Source organism: Streptomyces sp. NPDC048111, assembly GCF_043202815.1.
GTDB lineage: Bacteria > Actinomycetota > Actinomycetes > Streptomycetales > Streptomycetaceae > Streptomyces.
Genome location: NZ_JBIDBD010000024.1, coordinates 13,541 through 35,139, shown reverse-complemented (window position 1 = coordinate 35,139; position 21,599 = coordinate 13,541). Strand labels below are relative to the sequence as shown.

At 70.6% G+C, this 21,599-nt stretch carries 18 protein-coding genes, 1 tRNA gene and 1 pseudogene; 12 read left to right on the top strand and 8 right to left on the bottom strand.

Annotated features, from left to right (window positions below; translation table 11 throughout):
- Window positions 1–10: 10 nt before the first annotated feature.
- On the bottom strand, window positions 11–1,378 hold the full coding sequence (locus ACGF3I_RS27780) for an FAD-binding oxidoreductase (protein ID WP_393136606.1): 1,368 nt from the start codon (window positions 1,376–1,378) through the stop codon (window positions 11–13).
- A 99-nt stretch (window positions 1,379–1,477) separates the two neighbouring features.
- On the opposite strand from ACGF3I_RS27780, the gene ACGF3I_RS27775 reads away from it, so the two are divergent.
- Window positions 1,478–3,142, top strand: a complete 1,665-nt coding sequence (locus ACGF3I_RS27775) for a tetratricopeptide repeat protein (protein ID WP_393136605.1) — start codon at window positions 1,478–1,480, stop codon at window positions 3,140–3,142.
- Window positions 3,143–3,249: 107 nt separating this feature from the next.
- Here ACGF3I_RS27775 and hppD read toward each other — a convergent pair whose 3' ends face one another.
- Complete coding sequence (hppD, locus tag ACGF3I_RS27770; protein WP_393136603.1) at window positions 3,250–4,392, bottom strand: 4-hydroxyphenylpyruvate dioxygenase; 1,143 nt, start codon at window positions 4,390–4,392, stop codon at window positions 3,250–3,252.
- A gap of 121 nt (window positions 4,393–4,513) precedes the next feature.
- Between hppD and ACGF3I_RS27765 the strand changes: the two genes are divergently transcribed.
- From ACGF3I_RS27765 to ACGF3I_RS27730, 8 genes are all read left to right on the top strand, one after another.
- Window positions 4,514–4,999 carry an Lrp/AsnC family transcriptional regulator gene (locus tag ACGF3I_RS27765; protein WP_393136601.1) on the top strand — a complete coding sequence of 162 codons (486 nt, stop codon included), beginning with the start codon at window positions 4,514–4,516 and terminating at the stop codon, window positions 4,997–4,999.
- 25 nt (window positions 5,000–5,024) lie between these two features.
- Entirely contained in the window at window positions 5,025–5,672 is a 648-nt protein-coding gene (locus ACGF3I_RS27760) for an ABC transporter permease (protein WP_393136599.1), read from the top strand.
- Between the two features lie 127 nt (window positions 5,673–5,799).
- The gene (locus ACGF3I_RS27755; protein WP_393136734.1) at window positions 5,800–7,002 is read left to right on the top strand and encodes an ABC transporter ATP-binding protein; all 1,203 of its coding nucleotides are present in this window, start codon (window positions 5,800–5,802) and stop codon (window positions 7,000–7,002) included.
- Complete coding sequence (locus tag ACGF3I_RS27750; protein WP_393136597.1) at window positions 6,999–7,871, top strand: ABC transporter permease; 873 nt, start codon at window positions 6,999–7,001, stop codon at window positions 7,869–7,871. Before ACGF3I_RS27755 ends, ACGF3I_RS27750 begins: the two co-directional genes overlap by 4 nt.
- Window positions 7,871–8,854: a glycine betaine ABC transporter substrate-binding protein gene (locus tag ACGF3I_RS27745; RefSeq protein WP_393136595.1), complete on the top strand. Its 984-nt coding sequence runs from the start codon at window positions 7,871–7,873 to the stop codon at window positions 8,852–8,854. The genes ACGF3I_RS27750 and ACGF3I_RS27745 overlap by 1 nt, the downstream gene beginning before the upstream one ends.
- Window positions 8,855–8,967: 113 nt before the next feature.
- The gene (locus ACGF3I_RS27740) at window positions 8,968–9,576 is read left to right on the top strand and encodes an ArsR/SmtB family transcription factor (protein ID WP_393136593.1); all 609 of its coding nucleotides are present in this window, start codon (window positions 8,968–8,970) and stop codon (window positions 9,574–9,576) included.
- Between the two features lie 115 nt (window positions 9,577–9,691).
- On the top strand, window positions 9,692–9,868 hold the full coding sequence (locus ACGF3I_RS27735; protein WP_393136592.1) for a hypothetical protein: 177 nt from the start codon (window positions 9,692–9,694) through the stop codon (window positions 9,866–9,868).
- Window positions 9,865–11,175 (top strand): MFS transporter, encoded by a 1,311-nt coding sequence (locus tag ACGF3I_RS27730; protein WP_393136590.1) that lies wholly within the window; start codon window positions 9,865–9,867, stop codon window positions 11,173–11,175. Before ACGF3I_RS27735 ends, ACGF3I_RS27730 begins: the two co-directional genes overlap by 4 nt.
- On the opposite strand, the gene ACGF3I_RS27725 is transcribed toward ACGF3I_RS27730, so the two are convergent.
- The 4 genes from ACGF3I_RS27725 to ACGF3I_RS27710 form a co-directional block, all read right to left on the bottom strand.
- Complete coding sequence (locus ACGF3I_RS27725; protein ID WP_393136588.1) at window positions 11,108–11,896, bottom strand: S16 family serine protease; 789 nt, start codon at window positions 11,894–11,896, stop codon at window positions 11,108–11,110. The genes ACGF3I_RS27730 and ACGF3I_RS27725 overlap by 68 nt on opposite strands.
- A 94-nt stretch (window positions 11,897–11,990) precedes the next feature.
- A complete protein-coding gene (locus ACGF3I_RS27720) occupies window positions 11,991–12,635 on the bottom strand; it encodes an IclR family transcriptional regulator (protein ID WP_393136586.1) in 645 nt (214 codons plus the stop codon).
- Window positions 12,636–13,120: 485 nt separating this feature from the next.
- Window positions 13,121–14,905 (bottom strand): DEAD/DEAH box helicase, encoded by a 1,785-nt coding sequence (locus ACGF3I_RS27715; protein ID WP_393136584.1) that lies wholly within the window; start codon window positions 14,903–14,905, stop codon window positions 13,121–13,123.
- 247 nt (window positions 14,906–15,152) lie between these two features.
- Window positions 15,153–16,589 (bottom strand): MFS transporter, encoded by a 1,437-nt coding sequence (locus ACGF3I_RS27710; RefSeq protein WP_393136582.1) that lies wholly within the window; start codon window positions 16,587–16,589, stop codon window positions 15,153–15,155.
- Window positions 16,590–16,772: 183 nt separating this feature from the next.
- Between ACGF3I_RS27710 and ACGF3I_RS27705 the strand changes: the two genes are divergently transcribed.
- Both ACGF3I_RS27705 and ACGF3I_RS27700 read left to right on the top strand, forming a co-directional pair.
- Window positions 16,773–16,844, top strand: a tRNA-Cys gene (locus ACGF3I_RS27705).
- 297 nt (window positions 16,845–17,141) lie between these two features.
- A complete protein-coding gene (locus ACGF3I_RS27700; protein WP_393136580.1) occupies window positions 17,142–17,495 on the top strand; it encodes a DUF2750 domain-containing protein in 354 nt (117 codons plus the stop codon).
- Here ACGF3I_RS27700 and ACGF3I_RS27695 read toward each other — a convergent pair.
- Together ACGF3I_RS27695 and ACGF3I_RS27690 are read right to left on the bottom strand one after the other, a co-directional pair.
- Window positions 17,461–18,228, bottom strand: a pseudogene (locus ACGF3I_RS27695) (transposase). The gene ACGF3I_RS27700 and the pseudogene ACGF3I_RS27695 overlap by 35 nt on opposite strands.
- 315 nt (window positions 18,229–18,543) lie before the next feature.
- Window positions 18,544–20,406 (bottom strand): DUF262 domain-containing protein, encoded by a 1,863-nt coding sequence (locus ACGF3I_RS27690; RefSeq protein ID WP_393136578.1) that lies wholly within the window; start codon window positions 20,404–20,406, stop codon window positions 18,544–18,546.
- A 184-nt stretch (window positions 20,407–20,590) separates the two neighbouring features.
- On the opposite strand from ACGF3I_RS27690, the gene ACGF3I_RS27685 reads away from it, so the two are divergent.
- A complete protein-coding gene (locus ACGF3I_RS27685) occupies window positions 20,591–21,580 on the top strand; it encodes a restriction endonuclease (protein WP_393136577.1) in 990 nt (329 codons plus the stop codon).
- The last annotated feature ends 19 nt before the right edge of the window (window positions 21,581–21,599 follow it).

Below are 21,599 nucleotides of genomic sequence, written 5' to 3'. Positions count from 1 at the left end.
GGGCGCGGGCTCAGAACAGCTTGCCGGGGTTGAGCAGACCCAGCGGGTCGAAGGCGTGCTTGACCGCGCGCTGCATCTCGACGCCCACCGGGCCGAGCTCGCGGGCCAGCCACTCCTTCTTCAGGACGCCGACTCCGTGTTCGCCGGTGATGGTGCCGCCCAGTTCGAGACCGAGCGCCATGATCTCGTCGAACGACTCGCGGGCGCGCCGCGACTCGTCCTCGTCGGCGGCGTCGAAGCAGACCACGGGGTGGGTGTTGCCGTCGCCCGCGTGGGCGCAGACGCCGATGGTCAGGTCGTACTTGGCGGCGATGGCGGAGGTGCCGTCGAGCATCGCGGCGAGCCGCGAACGCGGCACGCACACGTCGTCGATCATCGTGGCGGACTTGATCGTCTCCAGGGCCGTGAGGGACAACCGGCGTGCCTGGAGCAGCAGTTCGGACTCGGCGGCGTCCTCGGCCGGGACGACCTGGGTCGCGCCCGCGGCGGTGCACAGCTCAGCCACGACGGCGAGGTCGGCGGCCGGATCGGGCGTGTCGAAGGCGGCGAGCAGCAGCGCCTCGGTGCTGTCGGGCAGGCCCATGTGGGCCATGCGGTTGACGGCCTGGATGGTCGTGCGGTCCATGAGTTCCAGGAGCGAGGGCGTGTGCCCGCGCTCCATGATGCGTACGACGGCCTCGCAGGCCGCCGCGGCGGAGGCGAACTCCGCGGCGAGCGCGAGCTGCGGCGGGGGTGCGGGACGCAGCGCGAGCACCGCTTTGACAACGATGCCGAGGCTGCCCTCGGAGCCCACGAACAGCCGGGTCAGGTCGTATCCGGCGACGCCCTTGGCGGTGCGCCGGCCGGTGCTCATCAGCCGTCCGTCGGCGAGCACGACCTCCAGGCCGAGGACGTACTCGGCGGTCACCCCGTACTTCACGCAGCACAGGCCGCCGGAGGCGGTGCCGATGTTCCCGCCGATGGTGCACATCTCCCAACTGGAGGGATCCGGCGGGTAGTAGAGGCCGTGCTCGTGGACCGCGCGGGACAGCACGGCGTTGACGACGCCGGGCTCCACGACCGCGATCCGGTCCACCGGGCTGATCTCCAGGATCCGGTCCATCCTGACCAGGGACAGGACGATGCAGCCCTCGCTCGCGTTGGCCCCGCCGGAGAGCCCGGTGCGCGCGCCCTGGGGCACGACGGGCACCCGCAGCGCGGTCGCCGTGCGCATGACGTGCTGGACCTCCTCGACGGTGCGGGGCAGCACCACCACGGCCGGGCTGCCCGCCGTGCAGAAGCTCGCCATGTCGTGGGCGTAGGAGGCGGTGATGTCGGGGTCGGTGATCACGGCGTCCGCCGGAAGGCGCTCACGCAGCCGTACGAGAAGATCGTCCATGGTCTCAGCCTGGCACCCGGGGGCCATCGGTGTGAACCCTTTCCCCGGTCGGTCGGGAGGGGCGGGGTGCGCTCTTCGTATTGACGCACAGTGAGCGCCATGGAGATCGCGAAGACCGAACAGGATGCGGACGCGGCCCGGCGGGCGGCGTGGCTTTCGGCCTCGGCCGCGGCCCGGGGGACCTCGCCGCGGCCCAGGCGGCGGACCTCCCTGAGGCGGGCCGTGCTGGTGGCGCTCGCGGCCGGGGTGCTGGTCGGCGGGGTGTGGCTGATCATGCCGGAGGACCGGGGGCCGAAGCTCCCGCCGCCCGCGCCGGGACCGGCCGCCCGCGCCCTGTCGGCGGTGACGGCGGGCGCGCCCGCCTCGGTGGCCGATGTGACGGCGCTGATCACGGACCGCGCCGCCTGGGTGCGCACCCATCCCACGGACGACGCGTCGTGGGCGGTGCTCGGCTCGGCCTATGTGGAGCGGGGCCTGCGCGGCGCCGACTCCTCGTTCTACCCGCGCGCCGAGGCGGCGCTGCGGCGTTCGCTCCAGGTGCGCCCGAAGGACAACGCGGACGCGGAGATCGGTCTGGCGGCCCTCGCCAACGCCCGGCACGACTACGCGGCGGCGCGCACCCTGGCCGAGTCCGTACGGGCCCGCGCGGCCGGCCGGTGGACGCTGTACCCGCCGCTGATCGAGGCGTACAGCGGGCTCGGGGACGCGAAGGGCGCCGCGAAGGCCGTCGAGAAGCTCCTCGAACTCCAGGAGGGCTCAACGGCGTTGACCCGGGCCGCCGAGGTCTACCGGGCGCGCGGCTGGCGCGAGGACGCATCGGTGGCCCTGGACGAGGCGGTCGCGCACGCCGGCTCGCCCGTGCAGAAGGCGGCGGCCCTGAGCGGCGCGGGCGATCTGGCGTGGGAGCGGGGCGAGCCGGAGGGGGCCCTCGCGCGGTACGAGGCGGCGCTGCGCACGGATCCGGGCGCGCACGCGGCGCTGGCCGGCCGGGCCAGGGCCAAGGCGGCCCTGGGTCGCACGGCCGACGCCCAGCGGGACTACGCGGCGGCCGTCGCGGTGCTGCCGCGGCCCGAATACCTGCTGGAACTGGGCGAGTTGTACGAGTCGCAGGGCCTGGACGGCGATGCGCGCATCTGGTTCGACAAGCTGCGCGACCTGGCCGCGCGCGACGGTGCGAACGGGGTGGACGACGCCCTGGTGCTCGGCCGGTTCGAGGCGGACCACGGGGCGGCGCCCGCCGCGGTGGACCGGCTCGACGCCGAGTGGAAGGCGCATCCGAGCGCCGAGGCCGAGGACGCGCTCGGCTGGGCGATGTACCGGGCGGGTGAGTCAGCGGACCAGGCGCTCGCGCATGTGCGCAAGGCGACCGACTCCGGGGTGCGCAACCCCCTGTTCGCCTACCACCAGGGCACCATCGAGCGGGAGTTGGGCCAGCCGGGCGCGGCGCGCCGGCACCTCCAGGACGCGCTGCGCACCAATCCGCACTTCTCGCCGGTGTTCGCGCCGAAGGCGAAGGAGGAGCTCGCCGCGCTCGGCGAGCCGCCGGAGGGCGGGCCGAAGGACATGTACGGGCATGTGGCGTCCGCCGCGCAGGTGGGCTCGGGCTCCGGGGGCGACGGCGGGGGCGGGGGCGGGGGCGGCGGCTCCACGTCGTCCGGCGCGTCCCCGCAGTCGTCGGGCCAGTCGGGCCAGTCGGGCCAGGGCAGCAAGCGGCCGGCCAAGCCCCGGCCCGCGAGGACCACGGGGCCCGCCAAGCGCGGCTGACCCGCGCACCGCGGGCCGGCCAAGGCCGCGGCCCCACGGGTCAGGTCCGTGGGGCCGCAGACTCATGACGGTAACTCAATTACCGTACGGGCGTGAGCAGTTGCAGGTCAGAGGTTGCCGCGACGCTCCTGCTCGCGCTCGATCGCCTCGAACAGGGCCTTGAAGTTGCCCTTGCCGAAGCCCATCGAACCGTGCCGCTCGATCATTTCGAAGAAGACCGTCGGGCGGTCCTGCACCGGCTTGGTGAAGATCTGCAGGAGGTAGCCGTCCTCGTCGCGGTCGACCAGGATCTTCAGCTCGCGCAGCGTCTCGACCGGCACCCTGGTCTCACCGGCCCACTCGCCGAGGGTGTCGTAGTAGGAGTCGGGGGTGTCGAGGAACTGGACGCCCGCGGCCCGCATGGCCCGCACCGAGGCGACGATGTCGTTGGTGGCGAGCGCGATGTGCTGGACGCCGGGGCCGCCGTAGAACTCCAGGTACTCGTCGATCTGCGACTTCTTCTTGGCGATGGCCGGCTCGTTGAGCGGGAACTTCACCTTCAGGGTGCCGTCGGCGACGACCTTCGACATGAGCGCGGAGTACTCGGTGGCGATGTCGTCGCCCACGAACTCCTTCATGTTGGTGAAGCCCATGACGTTGTTGTAGAACGCCACCCACTCGTTCATCTTGCCGAGCTCGACGTTGCCGACACAGTGGTCGATCGCCTGGAAGAACCTCTTCGGAGTCTCGACCATCGGCGCGGCCTCGACGAAGCCCGGCAGGTAGGGGCCGGTGTAGTCGGTGCGCTCGACCAGGGTGTGCCGGGTCTTGCCGTACGTGGCGATGGCGGCGAGGACCACGGTGCCGTGCTCGTCGCTGACCTCGTGCGGCTCCTCGATGCCGGTGGCGCCGTGCTCGGTGGCGTACTTGTACGCGGCGCGCGCGTCCGGCACCTCGATGGCGAGGTCCACCACACCGTCGCCGTGCTCGGCGACGTGCTCGGCGAGGAAGCGGCCCCGGTCGGAGCCGGCCTTGATGACGGAGGTGAAGACGAACCGCGCCGCGCCGCTGGTCAGGACGTAGCTGGCGGTCTCGCGGCTGCCGTTCTCCGGTCCGGAGTAGGCGACCAGCTTCATGCCGAAGGCCGTCGAGTAGTAGTGCGCGGCCTGCTTGGCGTTGCCCACGGCGAAGACGACCGCGTCCATGCCCTTCACCGGGAAGGGGTCGGCCTGCCGCGCGGTTCCGGGGGTCTGATCCAGGGTCTCAGTCATGCGAGGAGAGTCCCTCCGTGCCGCAAGCTGCGCAATAGTTCGCGCATTCACTGGGCAATCTGTGCAGTGGGACGCCAAGATGAGCGGGCGATCTGTACATGATGACCATCGGGAGGCGGCCATGGCGATCGATCATCTGGACGGGCGGCTGATCGTGCTGCTCGCCCGTGAGCCCCGGATCGGGGTCCTGGAGGCGTCCCGGCGGCTGGGGGTGGCGCGCGGCACCGTACAGGCGCGGCTCGACCGGCTTCAGTCGAATGGAGTCATCCGGGGCCTCGGTCCCGATGTCGACCCGGCGGCGCTCGGCTACCCCGTGACCGCCTTCGCCACGTTGGAGATCAAACAGGGCCAGGGCGCCGACGTACGGGCCCACTTGGCGTCCGTGCCGGAGGTCCTCGAACTGCACACCACCACCGGCCAGGGCGACATGCTGTGTCGTCTGGTGGCCCGCTCCAACGCCGATCTCCAGCGGGTGATCGACCGCGTCGTCGGTTTTGATGGCATCGTCCGGGCCGCGACGGCGATCGTCATGGAGAACCCGGTCCCGCTGCGGATCATCCCGCTGGTGGAGCAGGCGGCTCAGGACCCCGTACCCGGCGGTGGCTGACCGCGGAACGAACAGGGGTGAGCGCGTGGGCTTCTGGGACTACCTGTCCAGCAGACACCAGCAGCTGCTCACCGATGCCTACCAACACGCGAGCGCGGTGTTCCAGTGCATGGTGATCGCGGCCCTGCTCGGTGTCCTGATCGGCGTGGTGACCTATCGCAGCGGCTGGGCCGCGAGCCTGGCCATCACCACCACCTCGTCGATCCTCACCATCCCCTCGCTCGCCATGATCGGTCTGCTGATCCCGCTGGTCGGCCTCGGCGTCGCGCCCACCGTGGTGACCCTGACGCTGTACGGGCTGCTCCCGATCGTGCGCAACTCGATCGTGGGGCTGCGCGGGGTGGACCCCTCGCTCGTGGACGCGGCCAAGGGCATCGGGATGTCGCGCGCCGCCCGGCTGCTGCGGGTCGAACTGCCGCTGGCCTGGCCCCCGATCCTGACCGGCATCCGGGTCTCCACGCAGATGCTGATGGGCATCGCGGCCATCGCGGCGTACGCCTCGGGTCCGGGGCTCGGCAACGAGATCTTCCGCGGCATCGCCTCGCTCGGCAGCGCCAACGCCATCAACCAGGTGCTCGCGGGCACCCTCGGCATCGTGGTGCTCGCCCTGCTCTTCGACGCGGCGTACGTCCTGATCGGCCGACTCACCATCCCGAGGGGGATCCGTGTCTGAGCGATCCGTGTCCGAGTCCGCGCACTCCGGGTCCGGGCGGTCCGAGTCCGCGCACTCCGGGTCCGAGAGGTCCGGGTCCCGACAGGCCGCGTCCGGGACGGACCGGGCCGCCGCCTCGGGCGCCTCCATCCATCTGGAGAACCTCACCAAGCGCTACCCGGGCAACTCCACCCCGTCGGTGGACGGGGTCACCATGGAGATCAAGGCGGGCGAGACCGTGATCTTCGTGGGCCCCTCGGGCTGCGGGAAGTCCACCACCCTCAAGATGATCAACCGGCTGATCGAGCCGACGTCCGGCCGCATCCGGATCAACGACGAGGACGTCACCGACATCGACCCGGTGAAGCTGCGCCGCAAGGTCGGGTACGCGATCCAGTCCTCCGGGCTCTTCCCGCACATGACGGTCGCCGAGAACATCGCGCTGGTGCCGAAGATGATCGGCTGGTCCAAGGCGAGGGTGAAGGACCGGGTCGAGGAGATGCTCGACCTGGTCGGGCTCGACCCGCGCGAGTTCCACGGCCGCTACCCCCGTCAACTCTCCGGCGGGCAGCAGCAACGGGTGGGCGTGGCACGGGCGTTGGCGGCCGATCCACCGGTGCTCCTGATGGACGAGCCGTTCGGCGCGGTCGACCCGATCACCCGCGACCACCTCCAGGACGAGCTGATCCGCCTCCAGCACGAGCTGCACAAGACGATCGTCTTCGTCACCCACGACTTCGACGAGGCGATCAAACTGGGCGACCGGATCGCGGTGCTGCGCGAGCACTCGCACATCGCCCAGTTCGACACCCCCGAGGCCATCCTCACCAACCCGGCCGACGACTTCGTCTCCGGCTTCGTGGGCGCGGGCGCCGCGCTCAAGCGGCTCAACCTCACCCGCGTACGGGACGTGGAGATGGCCGAGTTCCCCACGGTCACGGTCGACGACCCGCTCCAGTCGATCTTCAACAAGCTGCGCAGCGTCCCGCACAACGAGCTGCTCATGCTGGACCGCAGGAACCGCCCATACAAGTGGCTGCGGCGCGGCGACCTCATGCGCGCCAAGGGCTCGCTGGCCCGGGCCGGTCAGCTGGTGCACGACACCGTGACCCGGGACGCCACGCTGCACGACGCCCTGGAGGCGGTGCTCACCGACTCCGGCGGCCGGGTCGCGGTGACCGGGCGGCGCGGCGAGTACATCGGCGTCGTCGACATGGAGACGCTGATGAACTCGGTGCACGAACTCCTGGAGGCCGACCGGCTGGCCGCCATGGAGCACCAGCACTCCCTCGAAGAGCTCCGCCACCACCAGACCGAACAGGAGCTGGAGGGCGGTGCGGAGGAGTCATGACGCCCAGGAGTTCCACCGGAGCCGATCGTCCGCCGGGCGAGCACGAGGTCAAGGGCCATGCCTTCCGTGACGAGCTGGAGGATCCGCTCGCCGAGCCACCGGAGCCCGCGAGCCCCGCGCCGGGCAGGCCGGCCCGCCGCATCACCTGGCAGAAGCTGGTGGTCCTGCCCCTGGTGGTCGCGGTGGTCCTGGTGATCACCTACGTCTGGATCACCCATGTCCATCTGGACGCCATCGCGAAGAACTCCCTCGACCACGGCAACGTCCAGCTGCGGCTGTGGCAGCACGTGCGGCTGACCGCGATCTCCACGTTCTGGGTGCTGATCATCGCGATTCCGCTGGGCATCGCGCTGACCCGGCGCGGGGTGAGCCGGGCGGCCCCGGTGGTGACCGCGATCGCCAACATCGGCCAGGCCACCCCGGCCATCGGCCTGCTGGCGCTGCTCGTGATCTGGCTCGGCATCGGGCCCGGCACCGCGATGGTCGGCATGGTGATCTACGCGGTGCTCCCGGTGCTCTCCAACACGGTGGCCGGGCTGCGCGCCATCGACCCCCAGCTGGTGGAGGCGGCCCGGGGCATCGGCATGTCGGCGCCGGGCACCCTGGGCAAGGTCGAGCTGCCGCTCGCGGTGCCGCTGATCCTCGCGGGCGTGCGCACCGCGCTCGTCCTGAACGTCGGCACCGCCACGCTGGCCACGTTCGGTGGCGGAGGCGGGCTCGGCGACCTGATCACCTCGGGCATCCAGACCCAGCGCATGCCGGTCCTGGTGATCGGCTCGATCCTGACGGTGGCGCTCGCCCTGGTGGTGGACTGGCTGGCCTCGCTGGCCGAGGTGGCGCTGACCCCGCGCGGCCTGGAGGTGGAGTGATGCGGCGTCCCCGTACGGTCCTGGCCGCCGCCGGCGGCGCGCTCGCCCTGCTCGCCGCGCTGTCCGGCTGCGGGCTCAAGTCCGGTTCCCCGATGGTGGACGACGTGGTGCCGGGCTCGGTCGGCAAGGGCCTGCCGCTCAAGGGCGCGTCCCTGACGGTCACCTCGAAGAACTTCAGCGAGAACATCATCCTGGGCCAGATGATCGGCCTGGTCTTCAAGGCGGCCGGCGCCGAGGTGCTCGACCGGACGAACCTGCCCGGCTCGATCAGCGCCCGCGAGGCGATCGTGCAGGGCGACGCCGACGCGATGTACGAGTACACGGGCACGGCGTGGATCACCTACCTGGGACACAGCAAGCCCATCGTGAACCCGCAGGCGCAGTGGCAGGCGGTGCGCGACGCCGACCTCAAGAACGGCGTGACCTGGCTCCCCAAGTCGACCCTGGACAACACGTACTCGCTGGGCATCAGCCGGGCCAACAACGCCAAGTACCACCTCAGGACGCTCTCGGACGTGGCCGCGCTCGCGAAGAAGGACCCCTCGGCGGTGACGATCTGCGTGGAGAACGAGTTCGCCTCGCGCGAGGACGGGCTGCCCGGCATGGAGAAGGCGTACGGGATGTCCGTCCCGTCGTCCCGCATCCAGAAGATGGACGCCGGGATCATCTACACCCAGGTCTCCAAGTCCAACTCCTGCCTGCTGGGCGAGGTGTTCACCACCGACGGCCGCATCAAGGCGATGGACCTGGACACCGTGGAGGACGACAAGCACTTCTTCCCCAACTACAACGCGGCGCCCGAGCTGCACAGCAGGACCTACGCGAAGTACCCCGCGATCGCGGGGATGTTGGACCCGGTCAGCGCGAAACTGACCACCCAGGTCGCCCGGGACCTGAACGCCAAGGTCGACGTGGAGGGCCGGGACCCGCACGACGTGGCGCTCGACTGGCTGGTGGCGGAGGGCTTCATCAGGAAGGGGTGAGGCGTTGGCATCCCGGGCTCCGGTGGCCCCGGACCAGCTCGGCCGCACCGACGCAAAGAAGTCGATGCAAAGAAAGCGTTGCAAGACTCTCTTTGCATAGCTATCTTTGGAACATGCCCGAGAACAAGCAGCCCGCCGAGAACGCGGCCGGGGAGCGCATCCTCGACGCCCGCTCCCTGCGCGGCCTCGCCCATCCCCTGCGCATCCGCATCCTGAAGTCACTGCGCCACGACGGACCCGCCACCGCCTCCCGGCTGGGCGAGCGGCTCGCCGAGTCGAGCGGGGCGACCAGCTACCACCTGCGCCAGCTCGCCGCCCACGGCTTCGTCGAGGACGACCCGGGGCGCGGCAAGGGCCGTGAACGCTGGTGGAAGGCCGTGCACAACGGCACGTCGTTCGCCGACGACCTGCACACCAGCACCGACCCGGAGGTGCGCGGCGCCGCCGACCTCTTCCTGCACGAGATCGCCGGCATCCACACCCAGGAGCTGTCGACCTGGCTCGCCACCCGGCACGACTGGTCGGAGCCCTGGTCCACCAGCGGCGACCTGAGCGACTTCACGCTGAAGCTCACCGCGTCCCAACTGCACGAGCTGAACGAGAAGTTGCACGCCGTGGTCGAGACCTACCGCACCGCGGCCCCCGACCCGTCGGACGACGCGAAGGCCGCGCAGGTCCGGGTCCACCTGCACTCCTTCCCGCGCGCCAACCCGCCCGCCTGAGCCGTACAGCACGACCGCGCCCGCCCGCACCCCACCCAGTGGCGCCCGACCCGCTGACACCCGACCCACTGGCACCCGACCCGCTGACACCCGCCCGGCCGAAGGGACCCGCACCATGCACAGCGACACCCACCTCATGCTGCACCACCTGCGCACCGCCGAACTGGCGGCCGAGGCCCGTCTCGCGGGCCCGAGCGAGCACCGGCTGCGCATACGACTGGGCTGGATACTCGTCGAGTTGGGGCTCCGCCTCACGCGTCAGGGGTCGCAGCCGCGGGCCCGCCTCGCATGAGCGGGCCGGGGGGACAGCCGGGCAGGAGCCCGCTCGTGGCCGTCCTGGCCGCCAACGCCGTGTCCGCCAGCGGCAGTTCACTCACCCTGATCGGGGTGCCGTGGTTCGTACTGGAGACGACGGGCAGCGCCGGCCGGGCCGGCGTGGTGGCCTTCTGCGCGACGCTGCCGATCGTCGTTGCGGCCCTGATCGGCGGCCCGGTCATCGACCGCCTGGGGCGCCGCCGGGTCTCGGTCGGCTCCGACGTGGTGTGCGGCCTGGCGGTCGCCGCCGTCCCGGTCCTGCACCAGGCGGGGCTCCTCGCGTTCTGGCTGCTGTGCGCCCTGATGGCGCTGGGCGGGCTGGCCCACACCCCGGGCGTCACCGCCCGCTACGTCCTGCTGCCGGACCTCGCCCGGCACTCGGGCACCACCTTGGCGCGGGCCGCGAGCGTCTACGACGCGGTGGCCCGGGGCGCCCGGATGACCGGTGCGACCCTGGCGGGTGTGCTCATCGCGCTCACCGGCGCCGGGAACGTCCTGCTCATCGACGCGGCGACCTTCGCCGTCTCGGCCGCCCTCGTCGCGGCCGGCCTGCGCGGGGTCGGCGAGGCCCGGCCCCGGCGCGACGACCCGCCGGTCTCGCTGCGCCGCTACCGGGCCGAACTCGCCGAGGGATACGGCTACTTGGCGCGTACCCGGCTGCTCCTCGCGGTGGTCGCGATGGTGATGCTGATGAACGGCACCGACCAGGGCTGGACCGCGGTGCTGCTGCCCGTGCACGCCGAGCGCGACCTGGGTGGCGCCTCCCAACTCGGCCTGCTCGCGGCCCTGTTCGGGGCCGGCGGCCTGTCCGGAGCCCTCCTGTACGGGCTCGTCGGCCACCGCTTCTCGCGCCGTACGGTGTTCTCGGTGTGCGTGCTCCTGTGCGGGGCGCCCCGGTACGCGGTGGCGGCGCTGACCGGCACCACGGCGCCGCTCGCGGTGACCATGGTGGTGGCGGGCCTGGCGAGCGGCGCGCTCAACCCGATCCTGACGACGGTGATCTACGAGAAGGTGCCGGACGCGCTGCGCAGCCGGGTCGCCGGGGTGCTCACGGCGGGCTGCGAGCTGGCGATGCCGCTCGGCGGGCTGGCGGCCGGGTTCCTGGTGGAGGGGGTGGGGCTGCGCGGGGCGCTGCTCGCGGTCGGCGGGGTGTATCTGCTCGCGACGCTGAGCCCGCTGGTGTTCCCCGCCTGGAAGGACATGGATCCGGGCGCGCTCAGCAGGACGGGACCCGGTCGCCCTTCTGCAGCGCCTGGAGCGCGGACACCGCACCCTTCAGCGTAGTCACCGGGATCAGGCGCAGGCCCTTGGGCAGTTCGGACTGCGCGTCCGAGCACTCCCCCTTCGGCACGAGGAAGACGGTGGCGCCGTCCCGGGCGGCGGCCTGCGTCTTGAGCGCGACCCCGCCGACCGCGCCGACGTCCCCGCCGTCCGTGATCGTCCCCGTACCGGCGATGGTGCGGCCGCCGGTCAGATCGCCGCCGGAGCCGTTTCCGTTGAGCTTGTCGATGATGCCGAGCGTGAACAGCAGGCCCGCGCTCGGGCCGCCGACGTCCGCGAGGTGCAGATCGACCTTCACCTTGTCGGGGCTGAGACCGAGGTAGCCGAGGGCCGCGATGGAGGCGGCGTCCTGGGACTGCTTCATCTGGGCCTGGTTGTGCTCGGTGATCTCCTGCTCGCTGCCGCCGCCCGGATAGACCGAGTCGATCGGCATCACCGCGCGGTCGGTGCGGAACCAGCCGTCGACGACGTCGGAGATGCCGACGTCCGCGTCGGGCCCGGTGGCCACGATGGTGGTCATCCGCAGCTGCCCGGTGGTGGGGCGGGTGGGCGCACCGGAGATGGTGATCACCGGTTTGCCCTCGTCGTCCCCGAGCACGTTCGCGGTCGGCCCCGGCTGCGCCACCGCGAACGGCAGCGGCGCGAGGCAGGCGACGGCGAGCAGCGCGACGACCGGTGCGGCGCCGATGGCGAGATTGCGGAGGCGGGGGTGACGAGTGAGCACGGCTCCAATCTATCCGCACGCACCCGGACGCCCCGGACGCCCCCGAACCCCGGTGCCGGAGCGGCGCGCGGCCCGGCACCGCGGGCAGGCCCGCTCAGCGCAGGGCGTCGGCGACCTCCTTCGCCGCGTCCACGACCCGGGGCCCGACCCGCTCCGGCACCGCGTCGGCCAGCATCACCACGCCCACGCTGCCCTCTATGCCGGTCACCCCGACCAGGGGGGCCGCCGCTCCGCTCGCCCCGGCCTCCAACTCGCCGTGAGTGAGGGTGAATCCGGGCTCGGCCAGGCCGCCGGACTGGCGGGCGGCGAGGATCGCCCGGCCGGCCGCACCCTTGTCGAGGGGGTGGCGGAAGCCGGCCCGGTAGGCGACGTGGTAGTCGGTCCAGGTCGGTTCGACCACGGCGACCGCGAGGGCGTCGGAGCCGTCGACGAGGGTGAGGTGGGCGGTCGCGCCGATGTCCTCGGCGAGCGAGCGCAGCGCGGGCAGCGCGGCCTCGCGGACCAGGGGGTGCACCTGGCGGCCCAGGCGCAGCACCCCGAGCCCGACCCGGGCCCGGCCGCCGAGGTCACGGCGTACCAGGGCGTGCTGTTCCAGGGTCGCGAGCAGACGGTAGACGACCGTCCGGTTGACGCCGAGTTTGTTGGACAACTCGGTGACCGTCAGACCGTGATCGGTGTCGGCGAGCAGCTTGAGGACGCGTAGTCCCCGGTCGAGCGTCTGGGAGGTCTCCGCGGTCACGACACCCACTCCTTCAGTGGTGAGTCGCGGCGGCACTCTCACGTGGTTCGCGGCACCGGTCCCGTCGGCATCGCGCGCAGAGCCCGCCGGCGAGGCCAAAACACCGGCTGCGCTCCGGGGCGACGCTGCCACGGGGCGTTTGCATGGCGGGGACAGTAGCGAGCGGACACCGCTCAGCGGAAGACCTCGTCCAGAATCCGGGCGCACGCAGAATTCCGGAGCGGGCGCAATGGAGGAAGCGATCCCGAGGGATGGACGGAAAAACGTCCGTGGCAGACGAATTTGGTCCCTGTTCGATCACCTTTCGGGACCTAAGTCCGTCCGAACGGGGACCTTGGACGACCGGCACGGATTTGCCGGGACATTACTGTGGCAGACGTTCGAGGGGCGTCCGTGGGGGCCGGTCCTCGTACGCGTCCCGATCCCATGGGATCGAACGGGGCCCGGCGGTCACACGCCGGGCCCCGATCGCCGTGCAGGGGGCGCTACTTCATGCGGGTGGCCCACTCCTGGACCTTCTTGATCCGCTCGCGCAGCTGCCCCGCGGTGGCCTCCGCGCTCGGCGGTCCACCGCACACCCGGCGCAGCTCGGTGTGGATGACGCCGTGCGGCTTGCCGCTCTGGTGGACGTACGCGCCGACCATCGTGTTGAGCGACTTGCGCAGTTCGAGCAGCTCCTTGTGCGAGACGACGGGCCGTCGCTCGGCGGGCATTTCGAGCAGGTCGGCCTGCTCGGCCGGCTTCTGGCGGCTGTGCGCGATCTGCCGGGCCTGCCGCTTCTGGAGCAGCATCTGCACCTGGTCGGGTTCGAGCAGTCCGGGAATGCCGAGATAGTCCTGCTCCTCCTCGCTTCCCGGATGGGCCTGCATGCCGAATTCGGCGCCGTTGTACATGACCCGGTCGAAGACGGCATCGGATTCGAGGGCTTCGAAGGGCAGCGCGTCCTGCTCCCCGGTGTCCTCGTCCTGCTGCTTGTTCGCGTCGTCCATTTCCTGCTCGGACTCGGCGTACGGGTCTTCCTCGCCGTCCTTCTTCGGCTTGTCGAGTACGTGGTCGCGCTCGACCTCCATCTCGTTCGCGAAGCCGAGGAGCATCGGAATGGTGGGCAGGAAAACGGAAGCGGTCTCGCCGCGCCGCCGCGACCGTACGAAACGGCCGACGGCCTGGGCGAAGAAGAGCGGGGTGGAAATGGTGGTGGCGTACACGCCGACGGCGAGGCGCGGCACGTCCACGCCCTCCGACACCATGCGCACCGCGACCATCCACCGGTCGTCGCTCTCGCTGAACTCGTCGATCCGCTTGGAGGCGCCGGTGTCGTCGGACAGCACGACGGTCGCCCTGGAACCGGTGATCTCGCGGATCAGCTTGGCGTAGGCGCGGGCGGAGTCCTGGTCGGAGGCGATCACCAGCGCGCCGGCGTCCGGAATGGCCTTCCTCACCTCGGTCAGGCGCTGGTCGGCGGCGCGCAGCACATTGGGCATCCAGTCGCCGCGCGCGTCGAGCGCGGTGCGCCAGGCCTGCGAGATGGCGTCCTTGGTCATCGGCTCGCCGAGCCGCGCGGCGATCTCGTCGCCGGCCTTGGTGCGCCAGCGCATGTTGCCGCTGTAGCTCATGAATATGACCGGCCGCACCACGCCGTCGGCGAGCGCGTTGCCGTAGCCGTAGGTGTAGTCGGCCGAGGACCGCCGGATGCCGTCGTTGCCCTCCTCGTACGTGACGAAGGGGATCGGATTGGTGTCGGACCGGAAGGGGGTGCCGGTGAGCGCGAGCCGGCGGGTGGCCGGGTCGAACGCCTCCAGGCAGGCCTCGCCCCAGGACTTGGAGTCACCGGCGTGGTGGATCTCGTCGAGGATCACCAGGGTCTTGCGCTGCTCGCACCGGTTGCGGTGCAGCATCGGACGCACGCCGACACCGGCATAGGTGACGGCGACGCCGTGGTACTCCCTGCTCAGCGGTCCCGCGCTGTAGTCCGGGTCCAGCTTGATGCCGACGCGGGCGGCGGCGTCCGCCCACTGCTTCTTGAGGTGCTCGGTCGGGGCGACCACGGTGATCTGCTGGACCACGTGGTGGTGCAGCAGCCACGAGGCGAGGGTCAGGGCGAAGGTCGTCTTGCCGGCGCCCGGGGTCGCGACGGCGAGGAAGTCGCGCGGCTGCTCCTGGACGTACCTCTCCAGGGCACCCTGCTGCCAGGCACGCAGCTTGTTGGCGGTGCCCCAGGGGGCGCGGCCGGGGAAGGCGGGTGAGAGGTGGTGGGAGGCGGTAGTAGTCACGGTCTCCGGTTCGGGTCTCTCGATGTACGGATCACGGGCATCCGGGCCGGGCCCGGCGGGGGCTCCTGCTGTACGGGGTCACGGTGTCCGGGCCGGGGCCCGGCGGGGGCTTACGTACGACAACCGGGCCACCTTACCGGCGCGGGGCGGCGTACCCGGCGGTTCGCGTCGCGGCGGGCCGCGGGTGAGAGCGGCCTCACAACCCGGCCCACCCGGCACCGGCGCCACCGGGGGCGCGGGGCCCGGATCAGGCGGCCCGGACGCGTCCGGCGACGAACGCCCCGGCCAGGGCCACCACCCCCATGGGCAGGAACACCACCACGAAGGCCCCCGGATGCCCACCCCCGACCCCCGAGACCGCGCCCCCGCCCATCGCCGCGAACCCCGCCCCGCCCGCCGCGAGCAGCAGCACGTTCGACAGGCCGTCCGAGATCTGCAGCGCCGCGGAGTTGGCCCCCGCCTCGTGCGGGGCGGAGAGCTTGAGGAGCAGCACGCTCGTCGAGGCGATGACCATGCCCATGCCGAAGCAGCCCACCGCCCACGCCACCGCGACCACCCACACCGGCACGGCCTCCACCAGCACGCTGGGCGCCGCCACGATCGCGAGCGCCACCAGCACCATCCCGATCACCATCAGCCGCTCCCGGTGCGCCTCCATCCGGGGCCGGGCCGGGACGTAACTGCCGAGCGCCCAGGTCGCCCCGCCGACGGCGAGGGAGAGCCCGGCCAGGGTCGGGCTGAGCCCGCGCTGGGTCACGAGCATCAGCGGTACGAAAGACTCCGCCGCGATGAACGACCCCGCCGCGATCCCGCGCAGCAGCACCACGGACGGCAGCCCCCGCGCCGCCCGCCAGGTGCCGTGCGGCAGCAGGGCCCGCCGGCCCACGACCGCGGGGCCCAGCAGCGCCGCGCCCGCCACGAACGGCAGCACGGACAGCCACCTCAGCTCCTGCCCCGCGTACTGGAGCAGCCCCGCGCCGACCGAGATCGCGAGCGCGAGCCGGATCCGGCGGCGGTCGAAGGGCGGGACCGGGGCCGAGGGGTCGGCCGGGCCGGACGCCATCCGCCGCGTCGCGGGCAGCGCGAGCGCCAGCGGGAACACCACGAGCGCCGGTATCCCGACGAACACCCAGCGCCAGCCCAGCTGTTCGGTCACCGTCCCCGCCACGAGCGGTCCGACCACCGAGGGCACGACCCAGCCCGCCGCGAACGCCGCCATGATCGTCGGCTGGAGCCGGGGGGAGTAGGCCCGGCCCATGACGACGTACAGCGCGACGATCACCAGCCCGCCGCCGAGCCCCTGCACGGCCCGCCCCGCGATGAACGTCCACATGCTCAGCGCGGTGCCGGACAGCAGCAGCCCCGCCGCGAAGGCGGACATCCCGACCGCGAGCGCCCCGAGCGGCCCGCGCCGGTCGGCCCACTGCCCCGCGACGACCATGCCGAAGAGGCTCGTGGTGAAGTACGCGGAGAAGGCGAGGGCGTACAGCGACACCCCGTCGAGTTCGCGGGCCGCGACGGGCATCGCGGTGCCCACGGCGGTCGCCTCGAAGGCGATGAGCAGCACGACGGTGATGATCCCGATGCTGAGCGCGCGATGGGTGCGCCCGAGGATGCCGCCGTCGGCGAGGTCTGGTGCGGGGAGGTCGGCGGTGCGGGTGCCGGACGGTTCGAGGGCGCTCATCCGCCCAGAGTAAGGGGCGTCCGTGCGGGTGGCCCCTGTCAAAAGAAGGGGGTGCGCCTGGGCCGATGGTCGTAGTTCCATGAACCCCCGTGAACGCCACATGGCAGTCACATTGCAGCCCCCGCCCGCCCCTTCCTCCCCCGCCCCCTTCGCCCCTACGGTCGTCACAACGCACCAGAACCTGGCCGTGTGCCCGAGTGGCCCAGGGACTCGCCTGCAAAGCGAGGTACGCGGGTTCAATTCCCGCCACGGCCTCTCCCTGCCTGACCAGGAAATACGGAAGGGCGGCACCCCGGCAGGGTGCCGCCCTTCCGGCTGTCCGTCTCAGTTCCCGTCTCAGTTCCCGTCTCAGTTTACGGATACGAGCGAGGAATATGTGGTGCCCCGCACCACAGGTAAGGGCGAGGCATCACAGCGGGGCTACTCGAAGATGTTCGGGAGGGGGCTGCGGTTGACTCGACGGTTGGCGTTCCACGCAGAGGAAACGGCCAAGTGAGCGGCCTTAACAACCCCTAACGAAATGAGTGTTGGGGAACGGTAGTCTCGGTGGCCATGAGTCAGAGCGGTTCGCAAGCGACGGCATTCTTCCGAGACGTCCGCCAGAGCAGCGTGGTCTGGCTGGTCCGGGATGACAACGGAAGCCCGACGCACCTCTCTGCGGACAGCACGCGAAGTCTTCCCTTCTGGTCGACCTCACCCCGCGCCCAGAGGGCAGCAAAGATCTGGGGGCATGGACTCCGCGTTGAGTCCATGCCCCTGGATACCTGGTGCGATCACGTACTGCCCGACGCCGCCCGGGACGGACTCGTGATCGGCGTCAACTGGAGCGGGCCGCGCCTGGTCGGCTGGAGCTTCACGCCCGACGAAATCCTCAACCGGCTATCGGCGGCTCACACAATGACCTGAGTTGTCGGTGGGTGATCAGGCAGCAGGCGAGTTTGAGGAACGCTTCGTGGATGTCGGCTCGCCGTTCCCATCGGATACGCAGTCGTCGGAAGCCGTGCCGCCAGGCAAAACTCCTCTCCACGACCCAGCGGTAGGTACTCAGTCCGGTGCCGTGCCGGGTACCGCGGCGGGCGATCGCGGGCACGATGCCTCGGGCGCGGACCTCGTCGCGGTAGCTGTCGTGGTCGTACCCGCGGTCGGCGAACAGCGAGTCCGGCTTACGTCGAGGATGCCCGACCCGGCCACGGACCGGCGGGATCGCGTCGAGCAGGGGCAGGAACTGGGTGACGTCGTTGCGGTTGCCTGCGGGACTGGAACGAGGCCGGCGTCTGGCAGCGACTGTACGAGGTCCTGCTCGCCGAACTGAACGCGGCTTCGCGGCTGGACTGGTCTCGCTGCGTCGTCGACTCCTCCCACGTCAGAGCGCTAAAAGGGGGCGCCTGCGCCAATACGTCATGCCCGACCCGAAGCCCAGGTCCTGCGGGAGGTACTCCCACTGGATGCCGGTGTGCAACACGTAGAGGATCCCGCACAGCACTTCCCGGCCCGGTAACGCCTTGCGGCCCGGGTACCGGAACCTGCGCTCACGCTGCGGCAGCAGCGGCTCCAGACGCTCCCACAGTTCATCCGACACGATCCACGGCGACGTTCCCACACCGGATCGAACGCTCAACTCCCGCCCCGGACACGGCAACCAGACCTCATCCAACTCATTGTGTTAGCCGCTATAAACAGCGATCAGACTATCGGGCAACTGAGCTCTTAGGTGGTCAATCTCGCCGCTCAGGCGGCGCCCACCGAGTGGCGAAGTGAGCGGTCGGACCGCTGACTTCGCCACACAACTTGCCTGTTAAGGGGTCCTTGCACCATGCCCGTCCGGTCGCGCGGCCGACCACCGAGTCGACGAGCGCCCTGGTGGCCGAGGCGAACGCCCGACCACCGAGCCACCCGGCCGAGCCGAAGCCCACCACCGGGCGCGGCCCGCGGGGCGCAGCACGGCCCCCGTTCGTCAGTCGGTGTCGCCCTTGGGCTTCGGCCATGCCTGTAGCGCGATATGGGCAAGCCACATGGTGCGCAGCTGAATCCGGTCCTCGTCCCAGCACTCGGCCCAACGCTCGTTGCTCCACTTGTCCCGAAGCCCCTCCGGCGCGGAGAGCACTGACGAGGTCGTCAGCCGCAAAAGGCTGTGAGCACCCAGGCTGTCCTTCTTATGAGGCCATTCCCGGTTACTCAACGACGGGTTGAGCTTCGTGGTGGTGAGCGTGAGATTGCCGAGCTGATGGACCGCCTCATGTCGTTCCTTCAAGCTCTCCTCGCTGTCACCGTCCTTCAGCGGCCAGTGCGTCTCCCATTTCTGCGGCAGAACATGCTCAATGTTCAGCCGGGGGTCCGCACTGGAAAGTGCCGGCGCGTGCTCGGTCTTCGGCGTCCGCAGGTGATTCTCCAGTCCGACCAGCAGGGCCTTCAACCGGGCGCGGTAGGAACGACGGTAGAGATCGTTCGCGATCAGGGCGGCAAGGAACGTCCGGTCGTCAGGCCACAGCCGGGCGTCGGCCGTTTGATTACACAGGCTGCGCACGACGGCGTGACCTGCCCGAGCGGGATCGCTCTGCTGAGCATCGGCCAGTACCTGGACGAAGAGTCGGTTGTAGTCCTTCGTCGTCATCAGGCACACGGCTCGCCGCATGAGAAAGGAGTCGATGGCGCGGGCCGCGATCGCTCGCTGGTCGTTCGGTACGTCGTCTGTCGCGTGCAGATAGAGCAGCACCGGCCACGGCGTCGTCGTCATGGTCTGCATGCGGTCGAGCAATCGGCCGGTGGGATCGGTCAGCGGCAATCCCCGAACCCCCTGATACGTCTCGGCATAATGCCTGATGTCCCGGATCACGTCCGAAGCCTGCCGCCCACTTTCCGGTAGCCACTTCTTGAAGTCGGCGAACAGGTGCTCCACCAGGACGTCTTGACGCTTTTGAACAGTCAGCCAATAAGCCAGGAGCAGGTCGATCAGGGCACGCCTGATGCGTCCGGTGGTGACCTGACCGCGCCAGGGTTCGGCATCCAGAGGCAGCCAGGCGTTCATCAACAGCTCTTCGGAGTGCTGGTGCTCCCCCTGCGACTCGACGGTCTGGAAAAGGAGGTTCTTCACGAGGTCCGCGGCGTCGAGGCGCACTCCACGGTGGTTCAGCGCCTCGAAGATCACCTGCGGGTCGTCACCCGCGTCCAGGACGATCTCGACGAGCTGCATGCGCTCTTGAAGCGTGTAGAACAGGTCGTCGAGCCGCTGGGCTGGGTTGGGCGCGGCCTTGGTCCAGTCGCCGATCTCCTGCTCGAACCACACGCGGGCACGGACCAGCCGGTGGTCGGGGGCGGGCGCCGTACCGTCGTCGTCGCTCCCGCGTACGGCCCAGAGGAATGCCGCACGGTCCTGAGGGAGCGGCCAGACCTTGTAGCGGTCGTCCGGGAACGCCTCGTGAACCGTCTCCGCCCGGTTCTCCAGCAGACTCGTGAAGCGCCCGACGACGCTGTCAGCGGCAATGTCGTGGGCGACAGCCCGAGCTGCCGCGAAGAGGATCTGCAGCGTGGTCATACGCTGCTGGCCGTCGATGATGTGGGACGAACCGAGGCGCCGGGGCGGCCGGTACCGCTCCTGTACGACCACGGCGCCCAGGAAGTACGTGCGCGGCTTCGACTGCCCCGTACCACTCTGGGGCTCTGTCTCCGCCTCCACTTCCTCCGCCGCCGTCCGGACGTCCATCCACAAGGGTTCCCAGTTGTCCTCCTGATCCCATACATAGGGCCTCTGGAAGATCGGGATCACGCTCTGGTGGTCGTTCGCGAAAACCTTCCCCAGCTTGACGTCGCCGGCCTGCATCGCCCCTCCGGTCCCCCAGCACCTGCATGGTCATCGCAGCGTAACGACGCAGCGCCGGATCTGATCGCCCTTCCTGTGAACGTCCGTACTTGCAACGCAAATTGAGCTGGCGGTCCTTGGACGTAGCATCATGAGCGGTTCACCCTGGCGTCCGCCAGGAGGGTCCGAAGGAGGATCGGCACTCATGTGGTTCGGGGACCCCGGGCACGTCAGCGATGTCACGATCCGGGCCGCCGCCGAGAAGGCACTTGTGGGCATGCCCGGCAGCGTGCGCGCCGCATGGACGGCAGCGATGGAGGAGGCACGCAAGGACATCCTCGGCAGCGGCACCGTGCTGGAGTCGAAGCAGTACACGGGCACCTACGACCACCGGTACGACTCCTGGGACATGCCTGTCGAACTGGGCATCGGCATCGACGCCGTCGATGACGGCCACGCCATCGTGCGGCTCGTTCAGCACCGTGCCGGGGGATTCGACACCATCAGTCAGGTCGTGTCGTACATCAACGGCAGACGGCTGTTCCACAAGGTGACCGTGGGCGAGATCCTGCCCGCAGGGTCCCGGACCAGCTACAGCCCGGAGAATTACACCCTCCAACTCCGCGAGGCGGATGACGCCTACCGCACTCTCCAAGCCGCCTTCGAGGCTCCCGACGGCCGTGCGGAGCGCTACCAAAATCTTCTTCGGCTGACCGCGGCCCTGAAAGAGCAGGCGCGTGCTCTGGAGACGACCGCACCCGCCCCAGCCGAGCCCCGTGCGGTACCCGACTGGTTCGCCTTGTCCCCGACCGAGTTCGAGCACGCCGTCGCCGAGTTGTGCCGCAAGGACGGTTGTACCCGGGTGCAGGCGATCGGCGGGGCAGGGGACCTTGGGGCGGACGTCGTCGCCTACATCCCTGACGGGCGCAAGGTGGTGATCCAGTGCAAGCAGTACCGGGGCAAAGTCGCCAGCCCCGATCTGCAGAGGTTTGCCGGAACCGTGTTCAACATCCACCATGCCGACGTGGCGGTGCTGGTGACCACCGGAACCGTCACCACCCCCGCGGCGCGCCTGGCCAAGGCTGCGGGCATCGAGATCGTGCACGCGGACCGGCTCGACCGGTGGGCCGACGGAAGAGATCAGCCGCCCTGGCATCACAGCCGCACCCCGTTGCGGCCCGAAGGCGGACCCTGACCGGACCGCACAACCTGGT